This is a genomic window from Uliginosibacterium sp. sgz301328 (assembly GCF_041807905.1).
Lineage (GTDB): Bacteria > Pseudomonadota > Gammaproteobacteria > Burkholderiales > Rhodocyclaceae > JBGVSA01.
Map to the genome: position 1 here is coordinate 1 of NZ_JBGVSA010000014.1, position 25,154 is coordinate 25,154.

26 protein-coding genes are annotated in these 25,154 nt (G+C 63.6%); 10 read left to right on the plus strand and 16 right to left on the minus strand.

The features are described from left to right. Positions 1-216 (plus strand): hypothetical protein (locus ACDA63_RS11895; protein WP_373663466.1); only part of this gene is annotated, 216 nt, incomplete at its 5' end. On the opposite strand, the gene tyrS is transcribed toward ACDA63_RS11895, so the two are convergent. Continuing rightward, positions 205-1,416, minus strand: a complete 1,212-nt coding sequence (gene tyrS, locus ACDA63_RS11900; protein ID WP_373663467.1) for a tyrosine--tRNA ligase — start codon at positions 1,414-1,416, stop codon at positions 205-207. The genes ACDA63_RS11895 and tyrS overlap by 12 nt on opposite strands. Before the next feature lie 180 nt (positions 1,417-1,596). Here tyrS and ACDA63_RS11905 point away from each other — a divergent pair, with 180 nt between their 5' ends. After that, positions 1,597-2,793 (plus strand): M23 family metallopeptidase, encoded by a 1,197-nt coding sequence (locus tag ACDA63_RS11905; protein WP_373663468.1) that lies wholly within the window; start codon positions 1,597-1,599, stop codon positions 2,791-2,793. After that, positions 2,794-3,894: an anhydro-N-acetylmuramic acid kinase gene (locus tag ACDA63_RS11910; RefSeq protein ID WP_373663469.1), complete on the plus strand. Its 1,101-nt coding sequence runs from the start codon at positions 2,794-2,796 to the stop codon at positions 3,892-3,894. It begins immediately after the preceding gene. A gap of 62 nt (positions 3,895-3,956) precedes the next feature. On the opposite strand, the gene erpA is transcribed toward ACDA63_RS11910, so the two are convergent. The 5 genes from erpA to rpsP form a co-directional block, all read right to left on the minus strand. Next, positions 3,957-4,310, minus strand: coding sequence for an iron-sulfur cluster insertion protein ErpA (erpA, locus tag ACDA63_RS11915; RefSeq protein WP_373663470.1), 354 nt, complete (start codon positions 4,308-4,310; stop codon positions 3,957-3,959). Between the two features lie 152 nt (positions 4,311-4,462). Next, positions 4,463-4,834: a 50S ribosomal protein L19 gene (gene rplS, locus ACDA63_RS11920; RefSeq protein WP_373663471.1), complete on the minus strand. Its 372-nt coding sequence runs from the start codon at positions 4,832-4,834 to the stop codon at positions 4,463-4,465. Between the two features lie 83 nt (positions 4,835-4,917). After that, the gene (gene trmD / locus ACDA63_RS11925) at positions 4,918-5,688 is read right to left on the minus strand and encodes a tRNA (guanosine(37)-N1)-methyltransferase TrmD (protein WP_373663472.1); all 771 of its coding nucleotides are present in this window, start codon (positions 5,686-5,688) and stop codon (positions 4,918-4,920) included. A 9-nt stretch (positions 5,689-5,697) separates the two neighbouring features. Then, positions 5,698-6,207 carry a ribosome maturation factor RimM gene (rimM, locus tag ACDA63_RS11930; protein ID WP_373663473.1) on the minus strand — a complete coding sequence of 170 codons (510 nt, stop codon included), beginning with the start codon at positions 6,205-6,207 and terminating at the stop codon, positions 5,698-5,700. Between the two features lie 20 nt (positions 6,208-6,227). Beyond that, entirely contained in the window at positions 6,228-6,479 is a 252-nt protein-coding gene (gene rpsP, locus ACDA63_RS11935) for a 30S ribosomal protein S16 (RefSeq protein ID WP_373663474.1), read from the minus strand. A 238-nt stretch (positions 6,480-6,717) separates the two neighbouring features. Between rpsP and ACDA63_RS11940 the strand changes: the two genes are divergently transcribed. Continuing rightward, on the plus strand, positions 6,718-8,202 hold the full coding sequence (locus tag ACDA63_RS11940; RefSeq protein WP_373663475.1) for a hypothetical protein: 1,485 nt from the start codon (positions 6,718-6,720) through the stop codon (positions 8,200-8,202). On the opposite strand, the gene ACDA63_RS11945 is transcribed toward ACDA63_RS11940, so the two are convergent. After that, positions 8,199-9,449, minus strand: coding sequence for a YihY family inner membrane protein (locus ACDA63_RS11945; protein WP_373663476.1), 1,251 nt, complete (start codon positions 9,447-9,449; stop codon positions 8,199-8,201). The genes ACDA63_RS11940 and ACDA63_RS11945 overlap by 4 nt on opposite strands. Before the next feature lie 51 nt (positions 9,450-9,500). Here ACDA63_RS11945 and wrbA point away from each other — a divergent pair, with 51 nt between their 5' ends. Both wrbA and ACDA63_RS11955 read left to right on the plus strand, forming a co-directional pair. Continuing rightward, positions 9,501-10,100: an NAD(P)H:quinone oxidoreductase gene (gene wrbA, locus ACDA63_RS11950; RefSeq protein WP_373663477.1), complete on the plus strand. Its 600-nt coding sequence runs from the start codon at positions 9,501-9,503 to the stop codon at positions 10,098-10,100. After that, on the plus strand, positions 10,097-10,456 hold the full coding sequence (locus ACDA63_RS11955) for a DUF2069 domain-containing protein (RefSeq protein WP_373663478.1): 360 nt from the start codon (positions 10,097-10,099) through the stop codon (positions 10,454-10,456). The genes wrbA and ACDA63_RS11955 overlap by 4 nt, the downstream gene beginning before the upstream one ends. Here ACDA63_RS11955 and ACDA63_RS11960 read toward each other — a convergent pair. From ACDA63_RS11960 to ppc, 3 genes are all read right to left on the minus strand, one after another. Continuing rightward, the gene (locus tag ACDA63_RS11960; RefSeq protein WP_373663479.1) at positions 10,453-11,019 is read right to left on the minus strand and encodes a hypothetical protein; all 567 of its coding nucleotides are present in this window, start codon (positions 11,017-11,019) and stop codon (positions 10,453-10,455) included. The genes ACDA63_RS11955 and ACDA63_RS11960 overlap by 4 nt on opposite strands. Continuing rightward, positions 11,012-11,260 carry a hypothetical protein gene (locus ACDA63_RS11965; protein WP_373663480.1) on the minus strand — a complete coding sequence of 83 codons (249 nt, stop codon included), beginning with the start codon at positions 11,258-11,260 and terminating at the stop codon, positions 11,012-11,014. Before ACDA63_RS11965 ends, ACDA63_RS11960 begins: the two co-directional genes overlap by 8 nt. A 97-nt stretch (positions 11,261-11,357) precedes the next feature. Next, on the minus strand, positions 11,358-14,117 hold the full coding sequence (ppc, locus tag ACDA63_RS11970; protein WP_373663481.1) for a phosphoenolpyruvate carboxylase: 2,760 nt from the start codon (positions 14,115-14,117) through the stop codon (positions 11,358-11,360). Positions 14,118-14,369: 252 nt separating this feature from the next. Between ppc and hemC the strand changes: the two genes are divergently transcribed. The 4 genes from hemC to ACDA63_RS11990 are packed head-to-tail and all read left to right on the plus strand — an operon-like array spanning position 14,370 to position 18,407. Further along, positions 14,370-15,317 carry a hydroxymethylbilane synthase gene (gene hemC / locus ACDA63_RS11975; RefSeq protein ID WP_373663482.1) on the plus strand — a complete coding sequence of 316 codons (948 nt, stop codon included), beginning with the start codon at positions 14,370-14,372 and terminating at the stop codon, positions 15,315-15,317. Then, positions 15,214-16,080, plus strand: a complete 867-nt coding sequence (locus ACDA63_RS11980) for a uroporphyrinogen-III synthase (RefSeq protein ID WP_373663483.1) — start codon at positions 15,214-15,216, stop codon at positions 16,078-16,080. Before hemC ends, ACDA63_RS11980 begins: the two co-directional genes overlap by 104 nt. Positions 16,081-16,089: 9 nt before the next feature. Next, positions 16,090-17,223: a uroporphyrinogen-III C-methyltransferase gene (locus ACDA63_RS11985; protein ID WP_373663484.1), complete on the plus strand. Its 1,134-nt coding sequence runs from the start codon at positions 16,090-16,092 to the stop codon at positions 17,221-17,223. 11 nt (positions 17,224-17,234) lie between these two features. After that, positions 17,235-18,407 (plus strand): heme biosynthesis HemY N-terminal domain-containing protein, encoded by a 1,173-nt coding sequence (locus ACDA63_RS11990; RefSeq protein WP_373663485.1) that lies wholly within the window; start codon positions 17,235-17,237, stop codon positions 18,405-18,407. 89 nt (positions 18,408-18,496) lie between these two features. Here the strand turns inward: ACDA63_RS11990 and ACDA63_RS11995 are convergent, their stop codons facing one another. The 6 genes from ACDA63_RS11995 to pyrF form a co-directional block, all read right to left on the minus strand. Continuing rightward, positions 18,497-19,564, minus strand: a complete 1,068-nt coding sequence (locus tag ACDA63_RS11995; RefSeq protein ID WP_373663486.1) for a VanZ family protein — start codon at positions 19,562-19,564, stop codon at positions 18,497-18,499. Positions 19,565-19,570: 6 nt separating this feature from the next. Continuing rightward, positions 19,571-21,082 (minus strand): sodium:solute symporter family protein, encoded by a 1,512-nt coding sequence (locus ACDA63_RS12000; protein WP_373663487.1) that lies wholly within the window; start codon positions 21,080-21,082, stop codon positions 19,571-19,573. A 183-nt stretch (positions 21,083-21,265) separates the two neighbouring features. After that, on the minus strand, positions 21,266-21,547 hold the full coding sequence (locus tag ACDA63_RS12005) for a hypothetical protein (protein WP_373663488.1): 282 nt from the start codon (positions 21,545-21,547) through the stop codon (positions 21,266-21,268). A gap of 56 nt (positions 21,548-21,603) precedes the next feature. Beyond that, positions 21,604-23,634 carry a thioredoxin domain-containing protein gene (locus tag ACDA63_RS12010; protein ID WP_373663489.1) on the minus strand — a complete coding sequence of 677 codons (2,031 nt, stop codon included), beginning with the start codon at positions 23,632-23,634 and terminating at the stop codon, positions 21,604-21,606. A 113-nt stretch (positions 23,635-23,747) separates the two neighbouring features. Next, positions 23,748-24,182 (minus strand): hypothetical protein, encoded by a 435-nt coding sequence (locus tag ACDA63_RS12015; RefSeq protein ID WP_373663490.1) that lies wholly within the window; start codon positions 24,180-24,182, stop codon positions 23,748-23,750. Between the two features lie 96 nt (positions 24,183-24,278). Continuing rightward, on the minus strand, positions 24,279-25,094 hold the full coding sequence (gene pyrF / locus ACDA63_RS12020) for an orotidine-5'-phosphate decarboxylase (protein ID WP_373663491.1): 816 nt from the start codon (positions 25,092-25,094) through the stop codon (positions 24,279-24,281). Positions 25,095-25,154 lie beyond the last annotated feature (60 nt).

Genomic DNA, 25,154 nt, shown 5'->3' on the forward strand with positions numbered 1-25,154 from the left:
CCGGCGATTCAAAAGTGGCCAAAACACTCGGCACGACTTTTAAAACCGCCTGCAAAAACTGCCGAGCCATTCAAGCTGCGAACCGCTCAAGACCGCTTTCGCCGACTTGACCTGCCGCCTTCGCGTCTTTCGTTGCGTCAGCAGCAGAGAGGCGAGATTATGGACACCCAATCCCGCTTCGTCAAGGACTTTGTCACAGAAATCTCATGGAATTAATCTGACCCGAGCGAACTTGCGCTTGCCCACCTGCAGCACGACGGTGACACCCGCCTTGAAAATCAGCGACTTATCAGTGACTTTCTCGCCGTCCGCCTTGACACCGCCCTGATCGATCAAGCGCAGAGCCTCCGACGTACTTGCCGTGAGCTGCGCCGACTTCAGGAGCGCAGGTGCTGCAATGCCGGCGTTCGGCACCGTCAATGTGATCTCGGGCATCTCGTCCGGCATGGCGCCACGCTGGAAGCGAGCCTCAAAATCCTCCAGCGATTTGGTCGCGGCCGCCTGCCCGTGGAAACGGGCAACGAGCTCCTGAGCCAGTTCGACCTTGATGTCGCGGGGATTGCGCCCTTCGGCGACCTGGCGCTTCAGCCCAGCGATCTCGGCATTGCCACGGAAGGACAGCAGGTCGTAGTAGCGCCACATGAGTTCATCGGAGATCGACATGAGCTTGCCGAAAATCTCTTGCGGCGCCTCATTGATGCCGACGTAGTTGCCCAAGGACTTGGACATCTTGTTAACGCCGTCCAGCCCCTCAAGCAGAGGCATCATGAGGACGACCTGCGGCGCCAGGCCGTAGTGCTTTTGGAGCTCCCGACCGACCAGCAGGTTGAACTTCTGGTCGGTACCACCCAGCTCGACGTCGGCTTTCATCGCCACCGAGTCGTAGCCCTGACACAGCGGGTATAGGAATTCGTGGATCGCGATCGGTTGATTGCCGGCGAAGCGCTTGGCGAAATCGTCGCGCTCGAGCATGCGGGCAACCGTATGCTGGGCTGCAAGCTTGATCATGCCGGCCGCACCGAGCTGGTTCATCCAGGCGGAGTTGAAGCAGATCTCGGTCTTCTCCGGATCAAGAATCTTGAACACCTGCTCTTGATAAGTAAGTGCGTTCTGCTGGATCTGCTCCGGCGTCAGCGGCGGACGGGTGGTGTTCTTGCCGCTGGGGTCCCCGATCTGGCCGGTGAAGTCGCCGATCAGGAACATGATGTGGTGACCGAGATCCTGGAAGTGCCGCATCTTGTTGATGAGTACCGTGTGTCCCAGGTGCAGATCGGGAGCGGTCGGATCGAAACCAGCCTTGACGCGCAACGGACGCCCGGTCTTCAAGCGCTCGATGAGCTCTGCTTCGATCAGCAGCTCATCACTGCCTCGCTTGATCAATTCGAGCGCTTCGCTCGTCGCAAGGGTATCTACCATCTGTCGTTCCAGAGTAAAATTTCGAGCGAATCAGGCCGATGCTGGACTATGCGCTCAATAGACAAAGACGAAATTTTAGCTCAGCTACGTGGCCACGCCCCACGTCGTTTCCCAATCGTTCCCGTCGTTGCCCTGGCCGGCGTCATTCTCTCTGGCGCGGTAACCGCCGTCGCAGTGTCCATGCCGGCACAGATTTCGGCCCCGCAGGCGCAGGCGATCGAAGAAGAGCTGACGCTTCCTTCCTACGAATACGTAGATGCCACGGGCACCCCGTTCATGCACGAATGGGTCGTTCGCTCGGGCGACACCCTTCCCGCGATCCTGGCGAATCTCGGCGTGCAGGATCCTGAGTTGAGCGGTTTTCTGGCCACCAACGCCGCAGCCCGCCCCGTGGTGCAATTGCTCAAGACCGGCAATACGGTGATGGCGTCGACAACGCGCCAGGGCAAGCTCTACACGCTGAGCATTCCCAAAGCGGGTGGCGAAACGGCAATGCTGGTCACGCGCGAAGCTGGCCAACTGACCGTCAAGGAACAGCCCATCATCGCAGAGAAGCGCATTCACATGGCGAGCGGCACGATTCGCAGTTCGCTGTTTGGCGCTACCGACGAAGCGGGCCTGCCCGACAGTATTGCGACCTCGCTGGCAGACATCTTCGGCAGCGAGATCGACTTCCACCGCGACCTGCGTCGCGGAGACCGCTTCAGCGTGGTGTACGAGACGGCCTACTTCAACGGCGCCCCAGTCCGCACCGGGCGCATTCTGGCCGCCGAATTCGTGAACGCCGGTCAGCGCCACAGCGCCATCTGGTACGGCACACTGGCCGGCCGCGGCGAGTACTACACCGCAGAAGGCCGCAGCCTGCGGCAGGGTTTCCTGCGTTCTCCGCTGGAATTCTCGCGGGTATCGTCGGGCTTCAGCATGCGTTTTCACCCGATCCTCAAGCAGTGGCGCAAGCATTCGGGCACCGATTTCGCCGCAGCAACGGGCACCAAGGTCCGCGCCACCGCAGACGGCGTAGTGGACTTTTCGGGATGGCAGAACGGATATGGCAATATCATTGTGCTGCGCCATGACCGCGGCTACTCGACGGCCTACGCTCACCTCTCGCGCTTCGCGCCCAACATGAAGAAAGGCTCGCGTATCGAGCAGGGCGAAACCATCGGTTTCGTCGGCAGCACAGGCTGGGCAACGGGTCCGCACCTCCACTATGAGGTCCGCGTGAATGGCGAACCGAAGGACGCCATGAAGATCGCCCTGCCGGGTGCCGCTCCGCTATCGGGCCAACAATTGGCAACCTTCCGCACCAACACGGCCGGCCTGCTGCAGCGTCTCGCCATTGCGGATCAAGCCAACGCGGTTGCTCAGGCCAACTAGGTGACACACAGGGCGCGGTTCATCGGCCTCATGTCGGGCACCAGCCTGGATGGGGTTGATGCAGTCGTCGCCACCAATCTGGATGCGGCTCCGCGAATCGTCGCAAGCCACCACCTTCCTTTCCCGACGCGCCTTCGCGAACAGCTACTCAGCCTGAACCGGCCGCGAGAGGGCGAGCTTCAGCTTGCCTGCGAATTGAGTGTCGAATTGGCGGAACAGTACGCCCGCGCCACACACCAACTGCTCGAATCCGCATCACTGTCACCGTCGGATATCGTCGCGATCGGCTGTCACGGACAAACCGTCCGACATCGCCCCGAGAGGGGATTCTCGCTTCAGTTGAACCAGCCGGCCCTGATCGCAGAGCGTTGCGGCATCGACGTGATTGCCGACTTCCGCAATCGCGATATTGCAGCCGGCGGACAAGGCGCGCCGCTGGTGCCGGCATTTCACCGGGAGATGCTGGGATGCCCCTCCGAACACCGTGTCGTGCTGAATCTGGGCGGGATCGCCAACATCACCGATCTACCTGCACACGGAGGCATGGTGCGCGGCTTTGACACCGGGCCAGCCAATGCGCTACTCGATGGCTGGACACAAGCGCACCGCGGCCTTCCGTTTGACGAAGACGGCTCTTGGGCGCGCAGCGGACAAGTCGTTGATGCGCTCCTCCGGCGCATGCTTGCCCATCCGTTTTTCAGTGCGCCGCCACCCAAGAGTTGTGGTCGCGAAGAGTTCTCGATCGAATGGCTTCGTTCCTTGCTGCAAGGAACGGAACGCCCGGAAGACGTCCAGGCCACCTTGCTCGAACTGACCGCGCGCTCCGTGACAAATGCAATAGAGGCGCATTGCGGCAAGCCCGCACGCTTGCTCGTATGTGGCGGCGGTGGGCGAAACGGCTTCCTGATGGCCCGGCTGGCGGTGCTTGTTGCCCCCGGCCAGGTAGCGTTGACCGACGCGCATGGCATACCCGGCCAGTGGATGGAGGCTTTTGCCTTCGCGTGGCTCGCACACCAATGCGTGACACGCCGGCCAGGCAACCTCCCTTCGGTCACCGGAGCGGCAGGCCCGCGCATCCTCGGCGCGATCTACCCGGCCTGAAGCGGCCTCTCCAAACAAAAACAGGCGCCCCGGGGCGCCTGTTTTTTCCGTACCTGTGTCGATCAGACCGAGAAGCTTGAACCGCACCCGCAGGTGGTCGTCGCGTTCGGATTGCGAATGACGAACTGCGAACCTTCGATGCCTTCGGTGTAGTCAATTTCGGCGCCCACCAGATACTGGTAGCTCATGGCGTCAATCAGCAAGGTCACGCCGTTCTTGGTCAGCACGGTGTCGTCTTCGTTGGTTTCTTCATCGAAGGTGAATCCGTACTGGAAGCCGGAACACCCGCCGCCGGACACGAAGACACGCAGCTTGAGCTCCGCATTACCTTCTTCGTCGATCAACTCTTTGACCTTGTTGGCGGCGTTGTCGGTGAAGACGAGAGGGTCTGCGGGCAGGTCGGTGACGGCGTTCATGATGGGGGACTCCTGATAACGATCGATCAATTATCGAACTGAGGGCTGGCAGCGTCAAATTCAAGTCTGTGACAGCCTGATACGCCCTCGGTTCGCAAAAAGCAAAACGCCCCGGGCCAGGCCGGGGCGTTCGCGGTCCGAGCCGTGGAGGATCAGGCCTTCGGGGTGCGGTAGGTCAGCTTTTCTTTGATACGTGCCGACTTGCCGGAACGGCTGCGCAGGTAGTACAGCTTGGCGCGGCGGACATCGCCACGACGCTTCACTTCAACGCTGGCCACCAGCGGGGAGTAGGTCTGGAACGTACGCTCCACGCCTTCGCCCGACGAGATCTTGCGAACGATGAAGGACGAGTTCAGGCCGCGATTGCGCTTGGCAATGACCACGCCTTCGTATGCCTGCAGACGCTCACGGTTACCTTCCTTCACCTTCACTTGCACGATGACGGTATCACCGGGCGCGAATTCGGGGATGGTCTTGCCCAGACGGGCGATCTCTTCCTGCTCGAGCTGATCGATCAAGTTCATTTGCGTAACTCCAATCAAGTAGACAACGGCCCGTGGATTCGAGCCTTGGGCGCAGAGCAGGTCGCCACCTGGTACGCCACTTTCTAGTTGCCCTCATCTTGCGATGAGGACGCATGCTCCTGCTTGAAAGCTTCAAGCAAGGATTTCTCTTCACGGCTGAGCGCGCGATCCTGCAACAGATCAGGCCGCTTCAGCCAGGTCCGGCCCAGCGACTGCTTCAGGCGCCAGCGCCGGATTTCGGCGTGGTTGCCACTGAGCAGCACGGGCGGCACCGATTCAGTCTTGTACTGCTCCGGCCGCGTGTAATGCGGGCAGTCCAGCAGACCGGCCACGAAAGAATCTTCGACTGCCGAATCCGCATCGTTCAAAGCACCTGGCAAATGCCGGACGATGGCATCGATGAGCATCATGGCCGGCAATTCGCCGCCAGACACCACGAAATCTCCGATAGAGATCTCTTCATCGACCCGAGCGTCGATCAAACGCTGATCGACGCCTTCGTACCGGCCACACAGCAACGTCAGTGCTGGCTCTTGGGCCAGGCGCATGACTGTTTCGTGCGTCAGCGGTGCGCCCTGTGGCGACAGATACACCACACGGCCGACCGACCCGCCAGACGCCTGGGCCTCTCGGGCCGCGTCCAGGGAACGCTCCAGCGGCTCGCCCAGCATCACCATGCCGGGCCCGCCCCCGTAGGGACGATCATCGACGGTGCGATGGGCATCCGTGGTGAAATCGCGCGGATTCCAGCACTGCAACTGCCATAAACCCCGTTCGACGGCTCGCCGGGAAATCCCGAAATCCCGCACGGCGGCGAACATCTCGGGGAAAATCGTCACGACATCGAAACGCATCGCGACGGCTTACCAGTCAGCTTCCCACTGCACGTGCAATTCGCCGGCCGGTACATCGACCTTGCCAATGTAGGCGCCAACGAAGGGAATCAGCCGAACGGCTTCTCCGTCGACGACCTCCAGCACATCGTGGGCGCCCGTTTCCATCAGGCTTCGCACAGTCCCTAGCACGACGCCATCGTTACCGATGACACGCAGCCCGACCAGATCGCCCCAGTAGTACTCATTTTCCGCCGTCGCGGGCATGGCCTCGCGCGGCGCGGCAATGAACATTCCCTGGACGGCTTCGGCTGCGTTGCGATCACTGCATTCGGCCAACTGGGCGACCAGGCCCTTGCCGTGCGGGCGGCAAGCACGCAAATCGTACGCCACCCAATCAGCCGGATTCTGCGAATCCGGATTACTGCCAAGCCACCACTCCGGCATCTTTCCCCAGACTTCGGGATCGTCGCCAAAAGGGTGGATCCTGATCCAGCCACGAACGCCATAGGGCTCGGTGATGCGGCCCAGCACAATCATGGCAGTCGGACCAGTGTCACTCAGGCGGCGGCCTTGGCGTGTTGCTTGACCAGGCGCTCGACGGTGGGCGACAGTTGCGCGCCGTTCTGCTTCCAGTAAGCAAGGCGCTCGGCGTTGATCGACAGACCGACTTCCGACTCAGCGGCGACCGGGTTGTAGTAGCCCACGCGCTCGATGAAGCGGCCATCGCGACGGTTGCGCGAATCGGCTGCGACGATGTTGAAGAACGGGCGCTTCTTGGCGCCACCGCGGGCAAGGCGGATTACGACCATGATGGTTATCCTGTGATCCAAATTTGGAAGAACTCGCGACTTTAAACCAGAAACGCAATAGATTCAAGCGCTTCACTGGAATGCGCTTTCGACCCGCCGATACCTTGTCGGGCACGTCTGTCGCATGAATTCGGCATGTTCTGACAGATGCAATAGACTGTGTCATTCGCGCCCGCCAGCTCCGCTCCAGAAAGCCGCCCGGGCCACTCAACCGAACCGGATTCCGCACCGCGCCACAATGACCGCCGGAACGACGACCGCGCCCGAAGCCATACACGGCATCATCGACTGGCTCACTACGCAGCCCGCCGGCGACGTAGTGGACGAGATCAGCGCGCTGTCGCGCCATTTTGCGTTGCTGTCCGACCCGGCGATCACGAGCGCGCAATACCATCGGTGCATCGAGCTGTTCCACACCCGCGCGCTGCGCCTGAGCACTGAATACCGTGCTCGCCTGCGCGAACAGGGCCGCCCGCTGAACGAGCCTCTGCGAGAGGCGTCGGCCGTACTGTCCGCAGCACTTTTGCGCATCGCCCAAGGGTTCGAACGCGTGCTGGAAGATGCCCAGCAGGGCTCCATCCGTACCTTGCCGCGACTGAACGACACGGTCGCCGCTCGTGCCCTCAGACTTGAGGCGGAGAACTTCCTCATCGTCCAGCAGGCAGGACTGGAAGCCCCCGCTGACTTCTGGTCCTGTGCACACCGGATTTTCGCGCTGTCGCGTCTCGAAGCGGATGCGCAGCAACCGCCCGGCAGCCCGACCGAATCCGCCCTGGCCCACTACAAGCGCCTGTTGTCGCTCGGCACGCTCGACACTCCGGGGCTCGCGCCAGCCGAACTTGATTGGGCGGCAGAATATTTGCAGCGGGCTTCCAACCAGCTTCATCTACAGGAAGAGCGCCCGACCACGCCGGACACGACGTGGTATTGGCTCGATCCCGAACGGGGCGGCGAGCCCAATGCATGGGTGCGCTGCGAACCGCCGCGTGAAGGCCGTCTGCTCTATTTTTCGACGGCGGTGCTGGCGCGTCGCGCGGCCGAAGCGCTCACGCGCCATGACGCGGGCCGCAATCGCGTGGAGCTTTTCACCGAAGAGAACGGTCGCGATGTGCAGCCTGCGGCGCTGCTGTCGCGCCTGCGCCAACGCTGGACCGCCCCCGCGCGGCGCGAGCTGCCGCGTCGCGAACAGCACTACTCCGTCGATGCCTGCGTTGGACTCGGCGCCATCTGGAAAACGCTGCGCCACGGCAGCTCCGATGAAGTGTCGCGCTGGGAAGTTCTCAATGAGAGCCCGGGCGGCTTCTCGATCATGCAGTTGCGGTCCCTTGCCGCGGGCGTCACGGCGGGGACGGCCATCGCGTTGCGACGCGAGCCCAACGAGGACTGGAGCATCTGCGTGGTGCGCTGGCTGCGCAGCGACGCACCGGGGCGTGTCGAGATCGGCCTGCAGATCGTGTCGCAGGGTGCGATACCCGTGCAGGTGGGTTTCCGTCAGCCGGAACGACGCGTGGTGCTTACCGAAGCGTTGGTGCTACCCGTGTTGCCGGCGCTGCGTCAGCACCAAGCCATTCTTGCACCAGCCGGCACGTATACGTCGCGGCGCTTTGCCCTGCTGTCCGATGTGGATCGCCTGTACGTGGCGCAGGGCCGCCTGCTCAGCCTCGACATGCAGACCTCCAACATCGAACTGTTCCAGTTCGAGATCGACCCCTACCCCATCTAGACGTACGACCCGTCCGACTCCGCATCCAGCAGATGTGCGATCGGGGTATCGAGCGCCGCCTGAACCCTGATCAACGCCGCATCGATGACTCGCTGATCGACGTCATTCAGCCGCGCGAACTTCGACTCTCCCGGCACCAGCCCGATCGCCAGGGTCAGGATGATGTCGCCCAGCCGGAGGCGATCGGCCGGCATCGACAGCGACCAGTCGCCGGCATCCGTACGCACCACCCAGCCAGCGGCACGCATGTCTTCGAGCATATGTTCGGTGCGGGTCGGCGGCTGCCCGCTACGACGCGCCAGTTGCGCCGGCGCCAGCGCCCGCCCTGCCCGTTGCCCCTCGACCAGCGCCACGGCCATGCGCAGAGCGGCCTGAACACGGCCGCCGGTGGTGTCCGGCAGGACGCGACGGCGCTCGATGAAATCGGGCAGGACAGCGGCGACGATGGCCCCGAGCAGCACAGCAATCCACGACAGATACAGCCAGATCAGGAAGATCGGCACAACCGAAAACGCGCCGTAGATCAGCGTGAAGTTCGGCAGCTTCGCCAGATACAGCCCGAAGATGCGCTGGATCACCACCACGCCCACGCCCGCAGCCAATCCGCCGACAGCGCTGTGCCACAACACCAGCCGACGGTTCGGCACGGTGTGGAACAGGTAACCGAAGAAAAATGCCAACAGGATGACGGGGAACAGGCGATACACCACCCCGCCGATCCAGCGCGGGTTATCCACCCATCCGAGCGACACGCTGATCAACTCGCTGGTGGCTGCCACACTGGCCGCAAAAATGATCGGCCCCAGTGTGATCGCAAGCCAGTACGTCGGCAGCCGCAACCACCACGGGCGCAGACGCCTTACATCCCAGATATTGTTGAATGTGTGCTCCACCGTCTGCAGCAGCAGGACGGCGGTGACAATGAGCAAGGCGGTCCCGACGATGGTCAGGTTCGACGCCTTCTGGCTGAACTGCACCGCGTACGTGGCAATGACTTTGCCGGCGCGGTCGGGCAACAGGTTCTCGATGAGGAACGCTCGCATCGACACGCCCAGCCGCGCAAATTGCGAAAACTGGCTCATGACGGTTAACACCACCGTCACGAGCGGCACCAGTGACAACAACGAAGTGTAGGTAAGACTGCCCGCGACCTGCGCGACGCGAACCGCTGCAAAACGCGCGCGCACGAGTTGCACGAAATCCGCCGCCGCACTCCCGTGCCAGCGCTGGAGCAAGTTCCGGGTCATCGATCGATGCTCACTTCGTATAATGCCGGCATTCTACGATTGCCTCGTTCCATGAAAGAAATCCTCGTTCTGTATTACAGCCATCGTGGTTCCGTGCGGGCATTGGCCGCACAGATCGCACGAGGCATCGAATCCGTGCCGGGCGCCGCCGCGCGCGTGCGCACGGTGCCGAAGGTATCGACCGTATGCGAAGCGGTGGAATCCGACATCCCTGCCGACGGTCCGCCGTTCGTCGAATTGCGCGATCTCGAAGAGTGCATCGGCCTGGCGATGGGCTCGCCCACGCGCTTCGGCAACATGGCCGCACCGCTCAAGTATTTTCTGGACGGTACTGCGGGGCCCTGGCTGTCCGGCGCACTGGCGGGCAAACCGGCCTGCGTATTTACCTCCACGGCCAGTCTGCACGGCGGGCAGGAATCCACGCTGCTGTCGATGATGCTGCCGCTGTTCCATCACGGCATGCTGCTGATCGGCCTGCCCTATACCGAGCCGGCGCTCAATGGCACCCGCGCTGGCGGGACGCCGTATGGTGCAAGCCATCACGCCGGCATGGACGGCGATGCCACGCTGACGGAAGACGAAAAACGTCTCGCTTTCATACAAGGCGTACGGCTTGCCGAAGCCGCGCTTCGACTGGCGGCTCGTCCATGAACCTGCAGACACTGCGCATCGTAGCCGTTGCCGCATTGCTCGCACTGATTGCGCTCAGCCTGATGTGGGAGTTGTGGTTGGCGCCACTGCGGCCGGGCGGATCCTGGCTGGTGCTCAAGGCGCTGCCATTGTTGCTGCCTTTGCGCGGATTGCTCCACGGACGGCGCTATACCTACCAGTGGGTCAGCCTGGGAGTGTGGCTGTATTTCATCGAAGGCACTGTGCGCGGCAGCTCGGACTATGGCCTGTCGGCCATCCTCGGCTGGGTCGAGGCAGCGCTGTGCGTGATCCTGTTTGCCGCATGCTGCGCCTACGCACGACTCAGCGCCCCTTCGCGCATGCACGCATCGCGCTAGACGTCCGGAGACCTCTCTGCTGCCATCACCCGACGGTGAAACTCCATACCGCTCACCGGACGGCGCAGCGGTATGCGCGTTACATGCCCGTACGCCGGATCGCGCATCAACTCGCCGAAGTCACGCTGATGGCGACGCCACGTCTTCAGCATCCACCAGATGACTGACTCCTTGTCCGCGAACGACGTACGCCATGACTCGCGATTGCCATTGAAGACTTCTTCGCGCGTCCATGCGCGCCGCACCGTCCGACGGACCAGGCGGCCGAATACGCGCGGAAAGCTGTAGTCGAGCCACACGATCGTTGTCGCTCTTGCCCACAGGATGTCGCGCACGCTGCGATAGTTGCCGTCGGCAACCCAACGCTCGGCCGCGGCACGCTCCATCACGCGCTGCCGGAAGACCTCCTGGTCGACCGCCGTCCAGTTGGCCCCCCAATACAGCGCATCGAGCTGCACATGGGGCGCGCCGAGACACGCGGAGAGTTCGCCGGCGAATGTCGTTTTGCCAGCGCCGCTGCTGCCGATGACGACAACACGTCGCAGATCAAGCGCGTCAGCCATTCAACGTCTCTGCCAACGCATCCAGTTCGGCGTCGGTATGGCCCATGCCGGGAAACGTACGCCCGGCCTTGGCATACCAATAGCGCGCGTTCCCCTCATCGCCTTCGATCGTGTGGACGATGCCGTGCAGCCAGTGGCCGCCGGCCGATTCATCCGCCTGTGCGACTTCATGGGCCAGATCCCACTCTCCGCGACGCAGCGCATCGATCCCTCGACGCAGTTCGGTTTTCGATGACGGCATGGCGCACCTCCTGTGCAGCAGAAGCCCAATGCAAGACGCCCCTCGCGGGGCGTCTTCGATGACTGGCTACGTCAGCTTACGCCGACCGGCCAGACGATCAACCGCTGTTGCGCAGACCCGCGGCAACGCCGTTGATCGACAGATGAATGCCGCGGCGCACGCGATCGTCCTCGTTGCCTTCGCGGAAGCGATGCAGCAGTTCGACCTGCACGTGGTTGATCGGGTTCAGGTACGGGAAGCGGTTGCGCATCGAGCGCTTGAGCAGCGGGTTGGCGTCGAGCAGTTCCTTCTGGCCGCTGATGTCGAGCAGCCACTGGATTGTGGTTTCCCATTCCTGCTTGATGCGCGGAAAGATCGCGTCGCGCAACGCAGCGTCCTTCACCAGTTGTGCGTAGCGCGAAGCGATACCGATGTCGCTCTTGGCCAGCACCATGTCCATGTTCGACAGGAGCGAGGCGAAGAACGACCACTCCTTGTGCATCGACTGCAGCAGTTCCAGGCCTTTTTGACCGTGCTTTTCAACGTACTGCGTCACGGCCGAGCCAAATCCGAACCAGCCCGGCAGCATCAGGCGGCACTGCGCCCACGAGAATACCCAAGGGATGGCGCGCAGATCTTCGATGGCCGTGCTCTTCTTGCGCGAAGCCGGGCGCGAACCGATGTTCAGGTGCGCGATTTCGGCAATGACAGTCGACTCCCAGAAGTACTTCTCGAAGCCCTCGGTCTCGTAGACCAGGCCGCGGTAAGCCTTGAACGCCAGATCGGAAAGCTCGTCCATCGCGGCCAGGTACTCGGCGCGCGGTGCGGCTTCCGGATGCGCCAGCAGGGTCGCCTCGAAAGTCGCCGCAGCCAGCACTTCCAGATTGCGGCGACCGACGTCCGGGTTGGAATACTTCGAGGCAATCACTTCACCCTGTTCGGTCAGGCGAATCTGCGCCTGCACCGCACCGCCCGGCTGCGCCAGGATGGCCTGGTAGCTCGGGCCGCCGCCCCGGCCGACCGAACCGCCGCGACCGTGGAACAGGCGCAGGCGCACGCCGTGCTGGCGGAACACGTCTACCAATTGGATTTCGGCCTTGTAGAGTTCCCAGCCAGAGGTCAGGAAGCCGCCGTCCTTGTTGCTGTCCGAGTAGCCCAGCATGACTTCCTGCGTGGCATTGCGCGAGGCCAGCAACTGGCTGTATTGCGGAATCGACAACAGGCGGTTCATCACGCGCGCCGAATCCTGCAGGTCGCCGATGGTTTCGAACAGCGGGATGATATTCACATCCAATTGGCGCTCATGCGGGCGCAGCAGGCCGACTTCCTTCAGCAACACGGCCAGCTCCAGCATGTCGGACACGCCGGTCGTCATCGAGATGATGGCGTTGGGGACGCACGACGGGCCATACAGGCGATGCACGTCCGCAATGGCGCGGAAGATCGCCAGTTCGCCTTCGGTCTCTTCGGAATACGCAAGGTATTGCGACGACAGGGGGCGCGGCGTAGCCAGCTCCTCGAGCAGCAGTTGTACGCGAGCCTCTTCGTCCAGGCGCAGGTATTCGACACCGGGACGGGCTTGTGCCAACAGTTCAGCGACGGTGCGCTCATGTACCGCAGAGTTCTGGCGCACGTCGATCGATGCCAGATGGAAGCCGAACACCCTCACTGCACGACGCAGTTGGCGCAGCCGGCCGCGCGTGAGCGAGCCGGAGCCGTGCGTGGCGAGCGAACGATGAATGATTTCGAGGTCGGCGAGGAATTCCTTGGCCGAAGCGTACGGCTCAGCGGCAAAGAACGGCTCACGCCCGACCGGCTGGCCGAGCAGGTTTTCGGCGGTGGCGTACACGCGTGCATAAATGCAGCGCAGAGCGCGGCGGTAATACTCGTCCTCGGTGTGTGCGCTCGAAGTCGGTCCGCATTCGGCCAGCGCCTTCACCTCGTCGGACATCTTCACCAGCATGCTCGACAGCGACATGCCGGACGCCAGACGGTTGATCTCATCCAGATAGAAGCTGAAGGCCACCTGCGATTGCATGCGCAGGCCCTGCCGCAGCACATCGGCCGTCACGAACGGGTTGCCGTCGCGGTCGCCGCCGATCCAGCTACCCATGCGCATGAAGTTGGCCAGCTCGACATTCTTGAAGCCATCGTCGCGCTGGCCGAGGATGTCCTCGATGCGCCCGTACATGCGCGGCAGTTCGCGCAGGAAGGTGTAGTCGTAGTACGACAGCCCGTTGGCCACTTCATCGATGACCGACAGCTTGACCGGGCGCAGCATGCGCGTTTCCCACAGCACCAGCACGGCGCGGCGCAGGTTCTCGTCATTCTCGGCGAGTTCTTCCGGCGTCATCTGGATGCGGTCGCGGGCGTCCAGCAACTGTGCGATGCGCAACTGGCAGTTCAGGATGCTCTTGCGCTGCACCTCGGTCGGGTGTGCCGTCAGCACCGGGCTGACTAGGGCATCGTTGAAGAACTGGCGGATCTTGTCGTTCGACACACCCGCCTCGTCGGCCAGTTGCAGCGCGTGCTCGAGCGTGCCTTCGCGGGCCGAGGAGCCGGCCACGAGGTGGGCACGCGAGCGACGGATGTGGTGCTGGTCTTCGGCGATGTTGGCCAGCTGATAAAAGTAGCTGAACGCACGCACCACGTGATTGGTGTCTTCGCGCGAGAGCGCGTCGAGCATGGATTCGAGTTCGGCGCGGGCGGACGCGTCGGCATCGCGGTGAAAGCGAATGGAGGTCTGGCGGATCTTCTCCACCAGGTTGAACACGGCGTCACCCTCCTGCTGACGAACCGTATCGCCGAGGATACGGCCCAGCAGACGAATGTCTTCACGCAGGGGGATGTCTTTATCTTGTTCGTTGCTCGTGCTCATCGTGAAATTCCGACCCGCTAAGAAATGCACGCCCGGGGTTGGCGCGACCAAAAGGATTGAAATATATCAGCCCGAGGCGCCACTTTGGAGCATAAACGCGCGCGAACGCCCGTCGATGGCGCGGCGGGGACCTCCGAATACGCGACTACGCCTGCCTCGAAGGCTTGCCGCACGCGTGTTAACATCTTCCTGGCCGCGCACCGTGCAAAATCCATGCCCTCAGTGCGGTTTTTTCTCTTTGCACACAAGCACATGTCCTCGACCCCGAAGATTCCGACCCGTATCGTCATCGCCACGCGCGAAAGCCGTCTCGCCCTGTGGCAGGCCGAACACGTCAAGGCGCGGCTCGAAGCTACCTGGCCCGGCTGCGCGGTCGAACTGCTGGGCATGACCACGCGCGGCGACCAGATCCTCGACCGCACGTTGTCCAAGGTCGGAGGCAAGGGCTTGTTCGTCAAAGAACTCGAAGAAGCGCTGCTTGATGGCCGGGCCGACTTGGCCGTGCACTCGATGAAGGATGTGCCCGCCGAACTGCCGCCCGAGTTCGCACTGGTTGCCACGCTGGCGCGTGAACGTCCGCAGGACGCCTTCGTCTCGAACCGCTATGACAGCCTCGACGACATGCCCCCGGGTGCGGTTGTCGGTACATCGAGCCTGCGGCGCGAAGCGCAGATCCATGCCCAGTTCCCATACCTGGGCGTCCATCCGCTGCGCGGCAACCTCGACACAAGGCTGCGCAAGCTCGACGAAGGCCAGTTCGACGCCATCATCCTGGCCGCGGCCGGCTTGCGCCGACTCGGGCTGGCCGATCGCATCCGCGCCGAATTGCCGACTGAAGTTTCGCTCCCTGCTGCGGGCCAGGGCGCGCTCGGCATCGAAGCGCGGGCAGATCGACCGGAGGTCGCCCAATGGCTGGCACCGCTAGTCGATCACGACACCACTGTCTGCGTCGCGGCCGAACGCGCGCTGACACAAGCCTTGCAGGGCGGCTGCGACGTGCCCATCGGCGCGTATTGCGAGGCTGGCGCGGACGGTTTGTCCATGCGCGCTTTCGTGGCGACGCCTGACGGCGAGCGCTTCGTGCGCGCCCACGGCGGTGCAGCTGACGTTGACGTGGTCAGCGCGCAACGCCTCGGCCGCGAACTCGCCAACCAACTGCTGGCGGGCGGCGCGCGCGAAATCCTCGCCAACCTGCGCTGACATGCCCCTCGCCGGCCGCACCATCGCGATCACCCGGCCGCAAGAACAATCCGGTCGGCTCGCCGCGCTGATCGAAGCGGCCGGCGCCGAAGCCCTGGTCTTCCCCGTCATCGAGATTGCTCCACTCGAAGATGATTCGCCGCTGCGCGCGCTCGCCGGCAGGCTGAACGATTATCAACTGGCATTCTTCGTCAGCCCCAACGCGGTCGCCCATGCGTTTGCGCGCCTGTCGCGAACCGACTGGCCGGCGACCCTTGCCGTCGCGACGGTCGGCCCGTCCTCGGCGCGCGCGTTGCGCGAGCAAGGGTTCGATGAAGTCATCGTCCCGGCGAGCGGATTTGACTCGGAGTCCGTTCTCGCCTTGCCGGCCTTCGCCACCGATGCGGTACGGGGCAAGCGCGCAGTGATCCTGCGCGGCGATGGCGGCCGGGAACTGATCGCCGAAACGCTTCGCGAGCGTGGCGCGGCGGTGGATCTGGTGAGCTGCTACCGACGCAGGAAGGCCGCCACCGATCCGGCGCCGCTCCTTGCCCTGCACGATGCCGGCAAGCTCGACGCGCTGGTATTCACGAGTAGCGAAGGGGCGCGCTTTTTCGCCGACATTGTCGGCCAGCGTGCAGCCGATATCCTGCAATGCACGCCGGCATTCGTCTCCCATCCGCGCATTGCGAAAACGGTTTCCTTGCTTGGCGCACAACAGGTGAGCCTTGTGCCCCCCGGAGATGAGGGCATCGTCACGGCTTTGCGCGGGCACTTTGGGTAGAATCACGGCATGACCGAACCCCTAGAACGCCCGGCCAACGAGCCCGCCGCCCCTCCCCGTACGCCTCGGGCACCACGCGCATTCTCGTGGCGCCATCCCGTGCTCATCATCATGATGATTGCGATTGCGCTGCTTGCCTGGCAGTGGGTGGACACCCGAAACGAATTGCGCCGCACGCAAAATGAATTCACCCGGCGCCTGGCAGACGGCGACACGGCCGCCAAGGAAGCGCGCGCCATCGCTCGCCAGAACCAGGAAACCTTGCAGACGCTGCAATCCAAGACCGCCGTGCTCGAAGCCGAGCAAGCGCAGGCTCAAGGGCAACAGGCCGCGCTCGATTCGCTCTACCAGGAATTCTCGCGCGCCCGCGACGAGCGCACGCTGGCCCAGGCTACACAGGCGGTCGACATCGCCTCGCAGCAATTGCAGTTGGCGAGCAACGTACCGGCAGCGCTGGCTGCGTTGCAGGCGGCCGACAACAGCCTTGCCTCGCTCGACCGGCCGCAACTGATTTCCGTGCGCAAGCTGCTGGCGCGCGACATGGATCGCCTGCGTGCGTTGCCGCTGGCCGACGTCGACAGCATGAGCGTCACGCTCGACGCCATGCTCGGCCGCATCGACAACCTGCCGCTGGGCTTCGAGCACACGCCGGCCAAGGCGGCATCCGCCACGCCGCGCAGCAATGTCGTTCGCAACACGCGCCGCACCGCCGGCACCGCACAGGCAAGCGCGCCAGTTGCTGCCAGCGCACCGATCGACACCTCGGATCGGTCGCCGAACTGGGTCGGCGGCCTCTTCAGCGATCTGTGGGATGAATTTCGCGAACTGGTACGTATCGAGCGCCTCGACCGCCCCGAGCCGGCCCTGCTGTCGCCGCAGCAAGCGGTCTACCTGCGCGAAAATCTGCGGCTGCGGCTGCTGTCGGCACGCCTGGCGTTGCTCCAGCGCGACGGCAAGGTATTCAACGAGGACATCACGCAGGCCCGTCGCTGGCTGGAGCGTTACTTCGACATCGATGCCCGCCCCGTGGCCGCCATGATCGCCGAGCTCAAACAGATCGAAGGCGCGCGCCTGTCGGTCGACCTGCCCTCCCTCAACGAGACCGAAGCGGCGCTGCGCAGCGTCAAGCTCGGCTCGCACTAAGGGAGACCGTAATGCGCACCCTGCTGTGGTTGCTGGCCCTGTTCGCCGTCGCCTCGGGTCTTGCCGTCGCCGCGCGCTACAACACCTCGTACGCGCTGTTCGTATGGCCGCCGTATCGCCTGCAGATTTCGATGAACCTGCTGGTGTTGCTGTGGGTCGCGGCTTTCGCCGTCATGTACGGGCTGATCCGCTTCATTTCGCGCACGCTGGCATTGCCGACCGCCGTAGCGGCATTCCGCGCGGCGAAACAACGCGAACGTGCCGCCGCAGCACTGCGAGCCGCCGAACGCCTGTTCATGGAAGGCCGCTTCGGGCAGGCTTATCGCAACGCCGAGCAAGCGTTCGAAGGCGGCGAGTCACGCGGCTTGTCCGCGCTGATGGCCGCCCGGTCGGCGCATGCCATGCGCGAGCCGACGCGCCGCCGCCAATGGATGGACAAGGCCAGCGCCTATGACGCGGACATTCGCGCGGCGCGCCTCATGCTCGAAGCCGAGTTCGCCATCGCCGACCGCCGCTTCGATGAAGCCGTCATGCATCTCGAAACACTGCGTGCCGGCGGCCAGCGCCACATCGCAGCATTGCGGCTCGCGCTGCAGGCCGAACAGGCGCGCGGACGCTGGGAAGAGGTCGCCCGGCTGGCTCGCCAATTGCGCAAGTACCACGCCCTGACCGCCGAGCAGGCTGCGCCATTGCTGCGCCGCGCGCTGCTCGAGCAACTGCGCGACGCCGACGGCGACCTGCAGAACATGCAGCGCGTGTGGGCCGGCATCCCGGAAGAAGAACGCCGCGACATCGGTTTCCTGTGCCGCGCGGTACCGCATCTGATTGGCGCCGGCGCCGACCGCGACGCGGCCGTGGCCATCGAAGAAGCCCTGCGCCGCGACTGGGAGCCGGAACTCGCCGTTCTCTACGGTCGTTGCAGATCGGCCGAATTGCGCGACCAGCTCGCCACCGCCGAAGGCTGGCTCAAGCAACATCCGGATGACGCCGGCCTGCTGCTCACGCTGGGTCGTCTGTGTCTGCGCGGGCAACTTTGGGGCAAGGCGCAGAGCTATTTCGAAGCATCGCTCTCCGTCTCACCCAGCCGCGCCGCGCACCTTGAACTCGCGCGCCTCGCCGAGCAACTCGGTCGCGTCACCGAAGCGCAGCAGCACTTCCGCACCGCCGCCGAACTGGGCGCCTGAGCCACCGTTGTCGTGCAAGAAGAAAGGGCGCCTTGGCGCCCTTTTCCTTGTTTGTCATCGATCGCGCCCTGCATCGATGTTGCCCACACTCACCGCATTGCGCGGCGCGAAGCCAGCGCTCCCTGCGCGGTCAGATAGGCCAGCGCAAAGAACGGCCAGGAACTCGCGGCGACGGTGGTAAGGCCGTGGAAATTGAGAAAATTGCCTTGCTGGATGAGGCTGAGGTTGTCCCAGTCGAACGGGTTCTCGGGCGCCAGATTGACCAACGCCGTGGCGCATAGCAGCGACACGCTCGCCAGGGTGTGTTGCGCCCAGTTCGGCAGACGCCACGTGAGCGCCAGCAATGCGAACCCTACAGCAATCCCGCGCAGAGCGCCCGGACTGGCCCATTCGAGTGGCACGGGCGGACGGACGAATGCCGAAGTCGCAATCATCTTCACGCACAAACCGATGGCGAAGACGACGGCCAGCACGCCCATCGCCGGCTCACGCATGGTGCGCCTGACGACAAGTCCGACGGCCAATATCTGCGTTGCGACCACGGCCGCTTCAAGCACCACGTAGCGCTTGACCGAGAACGCCAGCGGCGCAGGCAGGTTGAAGATCGGCCGCAGATCGCCGTTGCCGAACAGGATGTTGCTCGGCTCCAGCAGGGTCAGCCACCACAGCGCGATGAGCACCATGCCCAGCTCACCGATGTGCCCGCGATGGAAACGCCGCTGACGCCAGCGCTCCAGCGCACCATGCTCATCGAATACGCGCCCCCAGCGCACGCCCATCACGGCGCCGATGAATGCGCCGAGCGTATTACTGAGAAGATCGATGTTGGAGGCGACTCGCGTTGGCAGGTAGTTCTGCACTGCCTCGATGCACAAGCTGAACAGGCCGCACGCGAGGGTGACGATGAGCACCGCGCGCCAACCGCGTTGGTGCTGGCGCAGCGCGGAGGAAAAAACGAATCCAAGCGGGATGTAGCCGAGCACGTTGAAGATCGTGTCGGTCCAGGTAAACCAGCGCGGCCAGGGCAGCGTCAGGAATACGAACGGACTGGTCCCGATGTCGCGCCAGCCCGTGAACGGGAAGAGACAGGCATACACCGTGAGCAGCGCGTAAGCGACAGTCAGATGGGCCGGTAGTCTTCCCGTGCGAATCGACATCCGTCCCTAGGCTCCGCCCTTGCCTTCTGCAGCCACCTGCGGCGACGAAGCGTGCAAGGCATGGTGAATCACGTGACCAGGTACCGGAATCGGTGGCGTCCTGACCTTTTGCGGCAGTAGCGAGAACACGATGAAACTCACCAACGACACGAGAAAGCCGACAAAGTGCGGAAGCCATACCTCAGTCCACGCGGGTGCGGTCATTTCGAGGGTGACCCAACTGACGAGGCCAAGAACCATCGAGACGACGGCGCCCTGCGTCGTCGAACGCTTCCAGTACACCCCCAGCGCCAGCGGCACGAAGGCCGCCACCAGCGTGACCTTGTAGGCGTTTTCGACCAGGCCGTAGATCGACAGCGTGGTGCTCATGGCGATGTAGGTCACCACCGTCGTGAATACCAGCACCACCCCCTGCATCCAGCGCAGGAAGCGCTTGTCCGTCATGTCCGGCCACTTGCGCACCAGGATCGGACGCAGCAGGTTTTCGGCGAAGGTCACGGAGGGCGCCAGCAGCGTGGCCGAAGCGCAGCTCTTGATCGCCGATAGCAGCGCGCCGAAGAACATCACCTGCGCGAACAGCGGCGCCTTCTCCAGCAGCAGCTTGGGCAGGATCAGTTGCGAATCGGTATCGATGTACTTGGCAACCAGGTCGGGCGCGATGAGCGTCGCGCAATAGGCCAGGAACATCGGAATGAAGGTGAAGCAGAAGTACAGGATCGCGCCCAGCACGGTGGCGCGCACGGCGATGTTCTCATTGGCCGAGGACTGCACGCGCTGGAATACGTCCTGTTGCGGAACCGAGCCGAACATCATCGTCACCAGCGTGCCGGCAAACAGCACGATGGCATTGAGGTTGAAGTCCGGCCAGAAATTGAACTTGCCCGCCGCGTGCGCATGCTCCACCACGGTCACCACGCCACCGGCCATGTTGCCCACATCCCAACCCAGATACACCAGGCCGACGACGATCACGATCATCTGGATGAAATCGGTGATGGCCACCGACCACATGCCGCCAAACAGCGTGTAGATGAGCACCGAGGCCGAACCCAGCGCCATGCCGAGCTCCTGCGACACCGCCCCGTCGGACAGCACGAAGAACACCAGCCCGAGCGCCTTGATCTGCGCCGCCACCCAGCCCAGGTACGAAATGACGATGCACATCGTCGTGATGGCTTCGACCGTACGGCCAAAGCGCAAGCGATAGTAATCGCCCACGGTCAGCAGATTGAGCCGGTACAGCGGCTTGGCGAAGAACAGGCCGACGATCACCAGGCACAGCGACGAGCCGAACGGGTCGGCCACGACACCGCCCAGGCCGTCCTGCAGGAAAGTGGCCGGAATGCCGAGCACGGCTTCGGAGCCGAACCAGGTGGCGAACACCGTCGCCACCACGATGTGGAATGGCAGGGCACGGCTGGCGACCGCGAAATCCTTGGTGTCATGGACGCGCAGCGCGGCGTAGAGGCCGATGGCGATCGATACCAGCCAGTAAATGATGACAAAAGTCAAAAGCATGATGAGTGCAGGCGCAAGGCTCGAAAAAGGCCCTCCCCGGGCCCCGTACCCAAGCAATTTTCGGGCACGCGATTGTATCGCCAACGGACTGAAGCGGGGGGTCTGCCGTCGTATTGCCAGCAGGCCGGCAGGCCTGCGGCAGAGCGGATGCCGGCGGAGTCACCCTGTGGCGACGCGTGGGCGTCAGTGCTTGAGTTCGCGAAGCAGTTCGGCGCTGCGTTTCTGGAGGCCCTTATAGGACTTCTCCCATTCGTCGTTGCGAGGCTGTACAGCAACGAATTGGCGCACCAGCACCAGCAAGCGGTCCATCTCCGCCTGCAATTCTGCGTGCCGCTTCTCGAGCTGGTCGTACTCCTCTGCGTAAACAAAGCTGACTTTGCGGTCCTGACAGATCCCGACGCAATTCTGTGGACCGTCGATCCGGCCACAGCCAATGCATTGCCAAGCTTGCATGTGTTCAACCATAGGATTTTTCCTTCAGCGCTTGCGGGGGCCGGTCATTCTAAGGTCAGCGAAAACCATCAAGCCGAAGCGCGACCTTTATCAAGCGTTTCCATGAGACACGTCAGATCGCTGATGGGCGCAAGGCAAGTATTTGCGCGGCATACCCATGCGGCCGATGGGGTCATCGGCTTGTCGAGCGCGGCCGGTAGGCTGTCCCCCTGCGGCGCTACGATCAGCGCATCCGGTTGCGCACGGGCCACCAGCGCGGCATGCCACGCCTTTGCCTGCTCACCACGCAAAATGACGATGGCGGGCGGTGCGGTGTATTCATCCAGCGCCGCAAGGAGACTGCTGTAACCGGCGGGATTCGCCTCCATCGCCGGGTAGAAAAGAGCGAGCGTGCGCGCGGCGGCGTCCACATAGCGCGAATCGCCCACCAGATGACCGTATCGCTGGAGCGCCCGCGCCGCCGCGCCATTTCCGGCCGGCATGGCGCTGTCATGGGCAGGCTTTGGGCGCAGGATCAGTTGCTCATGATCGTGGCGCGTGAAGTGGAATCCGCCCTGCTGCGTGTCTTCGAACTCGGCGAGCAAGGCGTCGGCCAAGCGCCCCGCAAACAGCAGATCGTCCACGCGAAAGCCTGCCTGCAACAATTCCAGCGCGGCGCCGAGCAGATAGGCATGGTCGTCCAGATAGGCATTGAGTTGCGCCCGCCCGTTGCGCCACGTCGCCAGCAGGCGATCCTCAAGCCATAGTTCGCGGCGCACGAAATCCATCGCCCGCCGCGCGGAATCGAGCCACCCAAGCTCGTTCAACACCCCCGCGGCATGTGCCATGCCGGCAATCATCAAACCATTCCAGCTCGCCAGGATCTTGTCGTCCTGCAGGGGTGCGGTGCGCGTACGACGATGGGCCAGCAAGCACGCCCGAGCCTCGTCGATCCTTGCCTGCGCGTCGCGTTCGCTTATGCCGTGCCGCGCAGCCAGATCGGTGACGGACCGTGCGACGCGCAGGTGCCATGCGTGCGCTTCAAAATTCGGTCGCTCGTCGAGCCCGAAATGCTCGAAGACGAGATCGCGCGAAACAGGGTCTTCGATGAGCGCCGCGACCTCGTCGCGCTGCCACACGTAGTAGCGCCCCTCCTCGCCCTCGGAATCCGCGTCGAGCGCCGAATAGTAACCGCCCAGGGGCGATTGCATATCTGCCATGATCCAGCGCGCGGTCTCGCTCGCCACCCGCCGGTAGAGCCCGTCGCCCGTCATCGCCCACGCATCGGCATAGAGCCCGATCAGCAGGCCGTTGTCATAGAGCATCTTTTCGAAGTGCGGAATCTCCCAGCGCGCGTCGACGCTGTAGCGGCAGAAGCCGCCGGCGAGCTGGTCATACAGGCCGCCTTCGGCCATCCGTCGCAAGGTGAACAGAAAGGCATGACGGGCCTGCGCGTCGCCAGCAATGGCCGCGTCGCGCAGCAATACGAGATCGGTCGGATGGGGAAACTTGGGAGCGTCCCCGAAGCCGCCATAACGGGCGTCGAAGTTGACCAACAACGAGCGGACCGCATTGGCGATCGGCAAAGCATCCATCGCCCCGGCCACCTCGCCGTGCGGCAGCAAACGCTGCAACGCCGCCCGCATGCTTTCGTTCTGCGAGGAAATGGCGTCGCGCTGTTCGTGATACGCGGCCGCCACACGTTCGAGCAGGTCGACGAATGCGGGCAATCCGTGGCGTGCTTCGCGCGGGAAGTACGTGCCGCTGAAGAACGGCGTGCCGTCCGGCGACAGGAACATCGTGAGCGGCCAACCGCCCCCGCGCTGGGCCAGCATCTGGTGTGCGGACTGATAGATCTGATCGAGGTCCGGGCGCTCCTCTCGATCGACCTTGATGTTCACGAACAGCGCGTTCATCAGCGCCGCCGTGCCTTCGTCTTCGAAGGACTCGTGCGCCATGACGTGGCACCAGTGGCAGGCGGAATAACCGATCGACAACAGGATCGGCTTGTCGCGTGCGCGGGCAGCGGCCAGCGCAGCCTCGCCCCACGGCCACCAGTCGACCGGGTTCGCCGCATGTTGAAGCAGGTAGGGGGAGGTTTCAGCGGCGAGTCGGTTCATGGGAGCCCTCGTGCGACGCACGGCTTGCGGATTTCCGCAGGATCCGTTCCTGCTTGGAACGCGCAACGCGACGAGGATTCCCGCCGCAACGGGCAGGTTCGCCGGGCGAAGAGCTACTCCCGCGTCAGGACACGTTCGGCGAGTCGGCGATGAACAGCATGCGTGGCGTGCGGCAACAGGCCGGCAAGGTCATCGAGTTCGAATCGATCGGGATCGATGGCCAGCCCGCTGGCAAAGGAAATCTGCACGCAGCCCGGACGCAGGCGGGCCATGCCAAGCAGCATCAGCATGGGCAACGGATTGCCGATGCGCGGCGCGCTGCCGCGCAGGCTGTCCTGCGACAGTATGAAGAACGGTTGCGGCGTGCTGTGGTGGCGCACGGTCCAGATACGTTCGCGCGTATCCACCCGGGTGACGAACTGCGTGACTTCGCTCCAGCACGCCACGACGCGCTCGGCCACCGCCACCAGTTCCGGCCATGGCACGCTGCCGCGCCACATGAAGGTTTCAAGACCCTGGGTCATCGCAAGACGGATCGTTCTTTGCATTCGGGGCTCCTGGCGGAGCCCGGGAATGCAATTAACGGCGGAGACAGCAGGACCTGAAGCGCCGCACGGCGCGCGTAACAGTGCGCAACAGTTCGGTCAGCGGAAGCGATTGATGTCGTCGCGCGTGGCCGTGGCGACCCTGCGCGCGGCGGCGGCAAAGTCTTCGCCGCTGCTGGCGAACAGGATCGCGCGGGAAGAGTTGATCATCAGTCCGGTACCCGCGCCCGTGCGGCCCGCCTTGACGGTCGCCTCAACGTCGCCGCCCTGCGCACCCACCCCCGGGACCAGTAGCGGCATATCGCCAATGAGCGAACGAACCTGCGCCAGTTCCTGCGGGAATGTCGCGCCTACCACCAACGAACATTGACCGTTGGCGTTCCACTTTTCCGCCACCATCGCAGCAACGTATTCATAGAGCTTGCGGCCGCCCGCCAACTCCAGTGCCTGCAGATCCGAGCCGCCGCCATTGCTGGTGCGACACAGAACGATCACTCCGCGGTCGGTGTATTCGAGATACGGCTGCACGGAATCGAAACCCATGTACGGATTGACCGTCAGCGCGTCGGCCTGAAAACGTTCAAATGCTTCGCGCGCGTATTGCGTGGCCGTGGCGCCGATGTCGCCGCGCTTGGCGTCGAGGATCACCGGGATATCCGGATACGTACGATGGATATACGCCATCAACGTCTGCAACTGGTCTTCCGCCGCCGCGCTGGCGAAGTAGGCGATCTGCGGCTTGAAGGCGCAGACCAGGTCTGCCGTGGCGTCGACGATTTCCTTGCAGAACTGGTAGATGCCATCCGGCAGCCCGCGCAGGTGTTCGGGCAAGCGGGTCTGGTCCGGGTCGAGGCCGACGCACAGCAGCGAATTATTGCGTTGCCAGGCCTGGGCAAGCCGTTCAGTGAAGTTCATGGTGCGTCCTTTGTACGTCGAATATCGTCGAGGCGGTCAGTCCGAGATGTTACCGGCAGG

Bases quoted from the DNA above. Each gene is read 5' to 3' on its own strand.
- tyrS (WP_373663467.1), bottom strand. From the start codon at position 1,416: ATGGTAGATACCCTTGCGACGAGCGAAGCGCTCGAATTGATCAAGCGA.
- ACDA63_RS11905 (WP_373663468.1), top strand. From the start codon at position 1,597: ATGCCGGCACAGATTTCGGCCCCGCAGGCGCAGGCGATCGAAGAAGAG.
- erpA (WP_373663470.1), bottom strand. From the start codon at position 4,310: ATGAACGCCGTCACCGACCTGCCCGCAGACCCTCTCGTCTTCACCGAC.
- rplS (WP_373663471.1), bottom strand. From the start codon at position 4,834: ATGAACTTGATCGATCAGCTCGAGCAGGAAGAGATCGCCCGTCTGGGC.
- trmD (WP_373663472.1), bottom strand. From the start codon at position 5,688: ATGCGTTTCGATGTCGTGACGATTTTCCCCGAGATGTTCGCCGCCGTG.
- rimM (WP_373663473.1), bottom strand. From the start codon at position 6,207: ATGATTGTGCTGGGCCGCATCACCGAGCCCTATGGCGTTCGTGGCTGG.
- rpsP (WP_373663474.1), bottom strand. From the start codon at position 6,479: ATGGTCGTAATCCGCCTTGCCCGCGGTGGCGCCAAGAAGCGCCCGTTC.
- ACDA63_RS11940 (WP_373663475.1), top strand. From the start codon at position 6,718: ATGACCGCCGGAACGACGACCGCGCCCGAAGCCATACACGGCATCATC.
- ACDA63_RS11945 (WP_373663476.1), bottom strand. From the start codon at position 9,449: ATGACCCGGAACTTGCTCCAGCGCTGGCACGGGAGTGCGGCGGCGGAT.
- wrbA (WP_373663477.1), top strand. From the start codon at position 9,501: ATGAAAGAAATCCTCGTTCTGTATTACAGCCATCGTGGTTCCGTGCGG.
- ACDA63_RS11955 (WP_373663478.1), top strand. From the start codon at position 10,097: ATGAACCTGCAGACACTGCGCATCGTAGCCGTTGCCGCATTGCTCGCA.
- ACDA63_RS11960 (WP_373663479.1), bottom strand. From the start codon at position 11,019: ATGGCTGACGCGCTTGATCTGCGACGTGTTGTCGTCATCGGCAGCAGC.
- ACDA63_RS11965 (WP_373663480.1), bottom strand. From the start codon at position 11,260: ATGCCGTCATCGAAAACCGAACTGCGTCGAGGGATCGATGCGCTGCGT.
- ppc (WP_373663481.1), bottom strand. From the start codon at position 14,117: ATGAGCACGAGCAACGAACAAGATAAAGACATCCCCCTGCGTGAAGAC.
- hemC (WP_373663482.1), top strand. From the start codon at position 14,370: ATGTCCTCGACCCCGAAGATTCCGACCCGTATCGTCATCGCCACGCGC.
- ACDA63_RS11985 (WP_373663484.1), top strand. From the start codon at position 16,090: ATGACCGAACCCCTAGAACGCCCGGCCAACGAGCCCGCCGCCCCTCCC.
- ACDA63_RS11990 (WP_373663485.1), top strand. From the start codon at position 17,235: ATGCGCACCCTGCTGTGGTTGCTGGCCCTGTTCGCCGTCGCCTCGGGT.
- ACDA63_RS11995 (WP_373663486.1), bottom strand. From the start codon at position 19,564: ATGTCGATTCGCACGGGAAGACTACCGGCCCATCTGACTGTCGCTTAC.
- ACDA63_RS12000 (WP_373663487.1), bottom strand. From the start codon at position 21,082: ATGCTTTTGACTTTTGTCATCATTTACTGGCTGGTATCGATCGCCATC.
- ACDA63_RS12005 (WP_373663488.1), bottom strand. From the start codon at position 21,547: ATGGTTGAACACATGCAAGCTTGGCAATGCATTGGCTGTGGCCGGATC.
- ACDA63_RS12010 (WP_373663489.1), bottom strand. From the start codon at position 23,634: ATGAACCGACTCGCCGCTGAAACCTCCCCCTACCTGCTTCAACATGCG.
- ACDA63_RS12015 (WP_373663490.1), bottom strand. From the start codon at position 24,182: ATGCAAAGAACGATCCGTCTTGCGATGACCCAGGGTCTTGAAACCTTC.
- pyrF (WP_373663491.1), bottom strand. From the start codon at position 25,094: ATGAACTTCACTGAACGGCTTGCCCAGGCCTGGCAACGCAATAATTCG.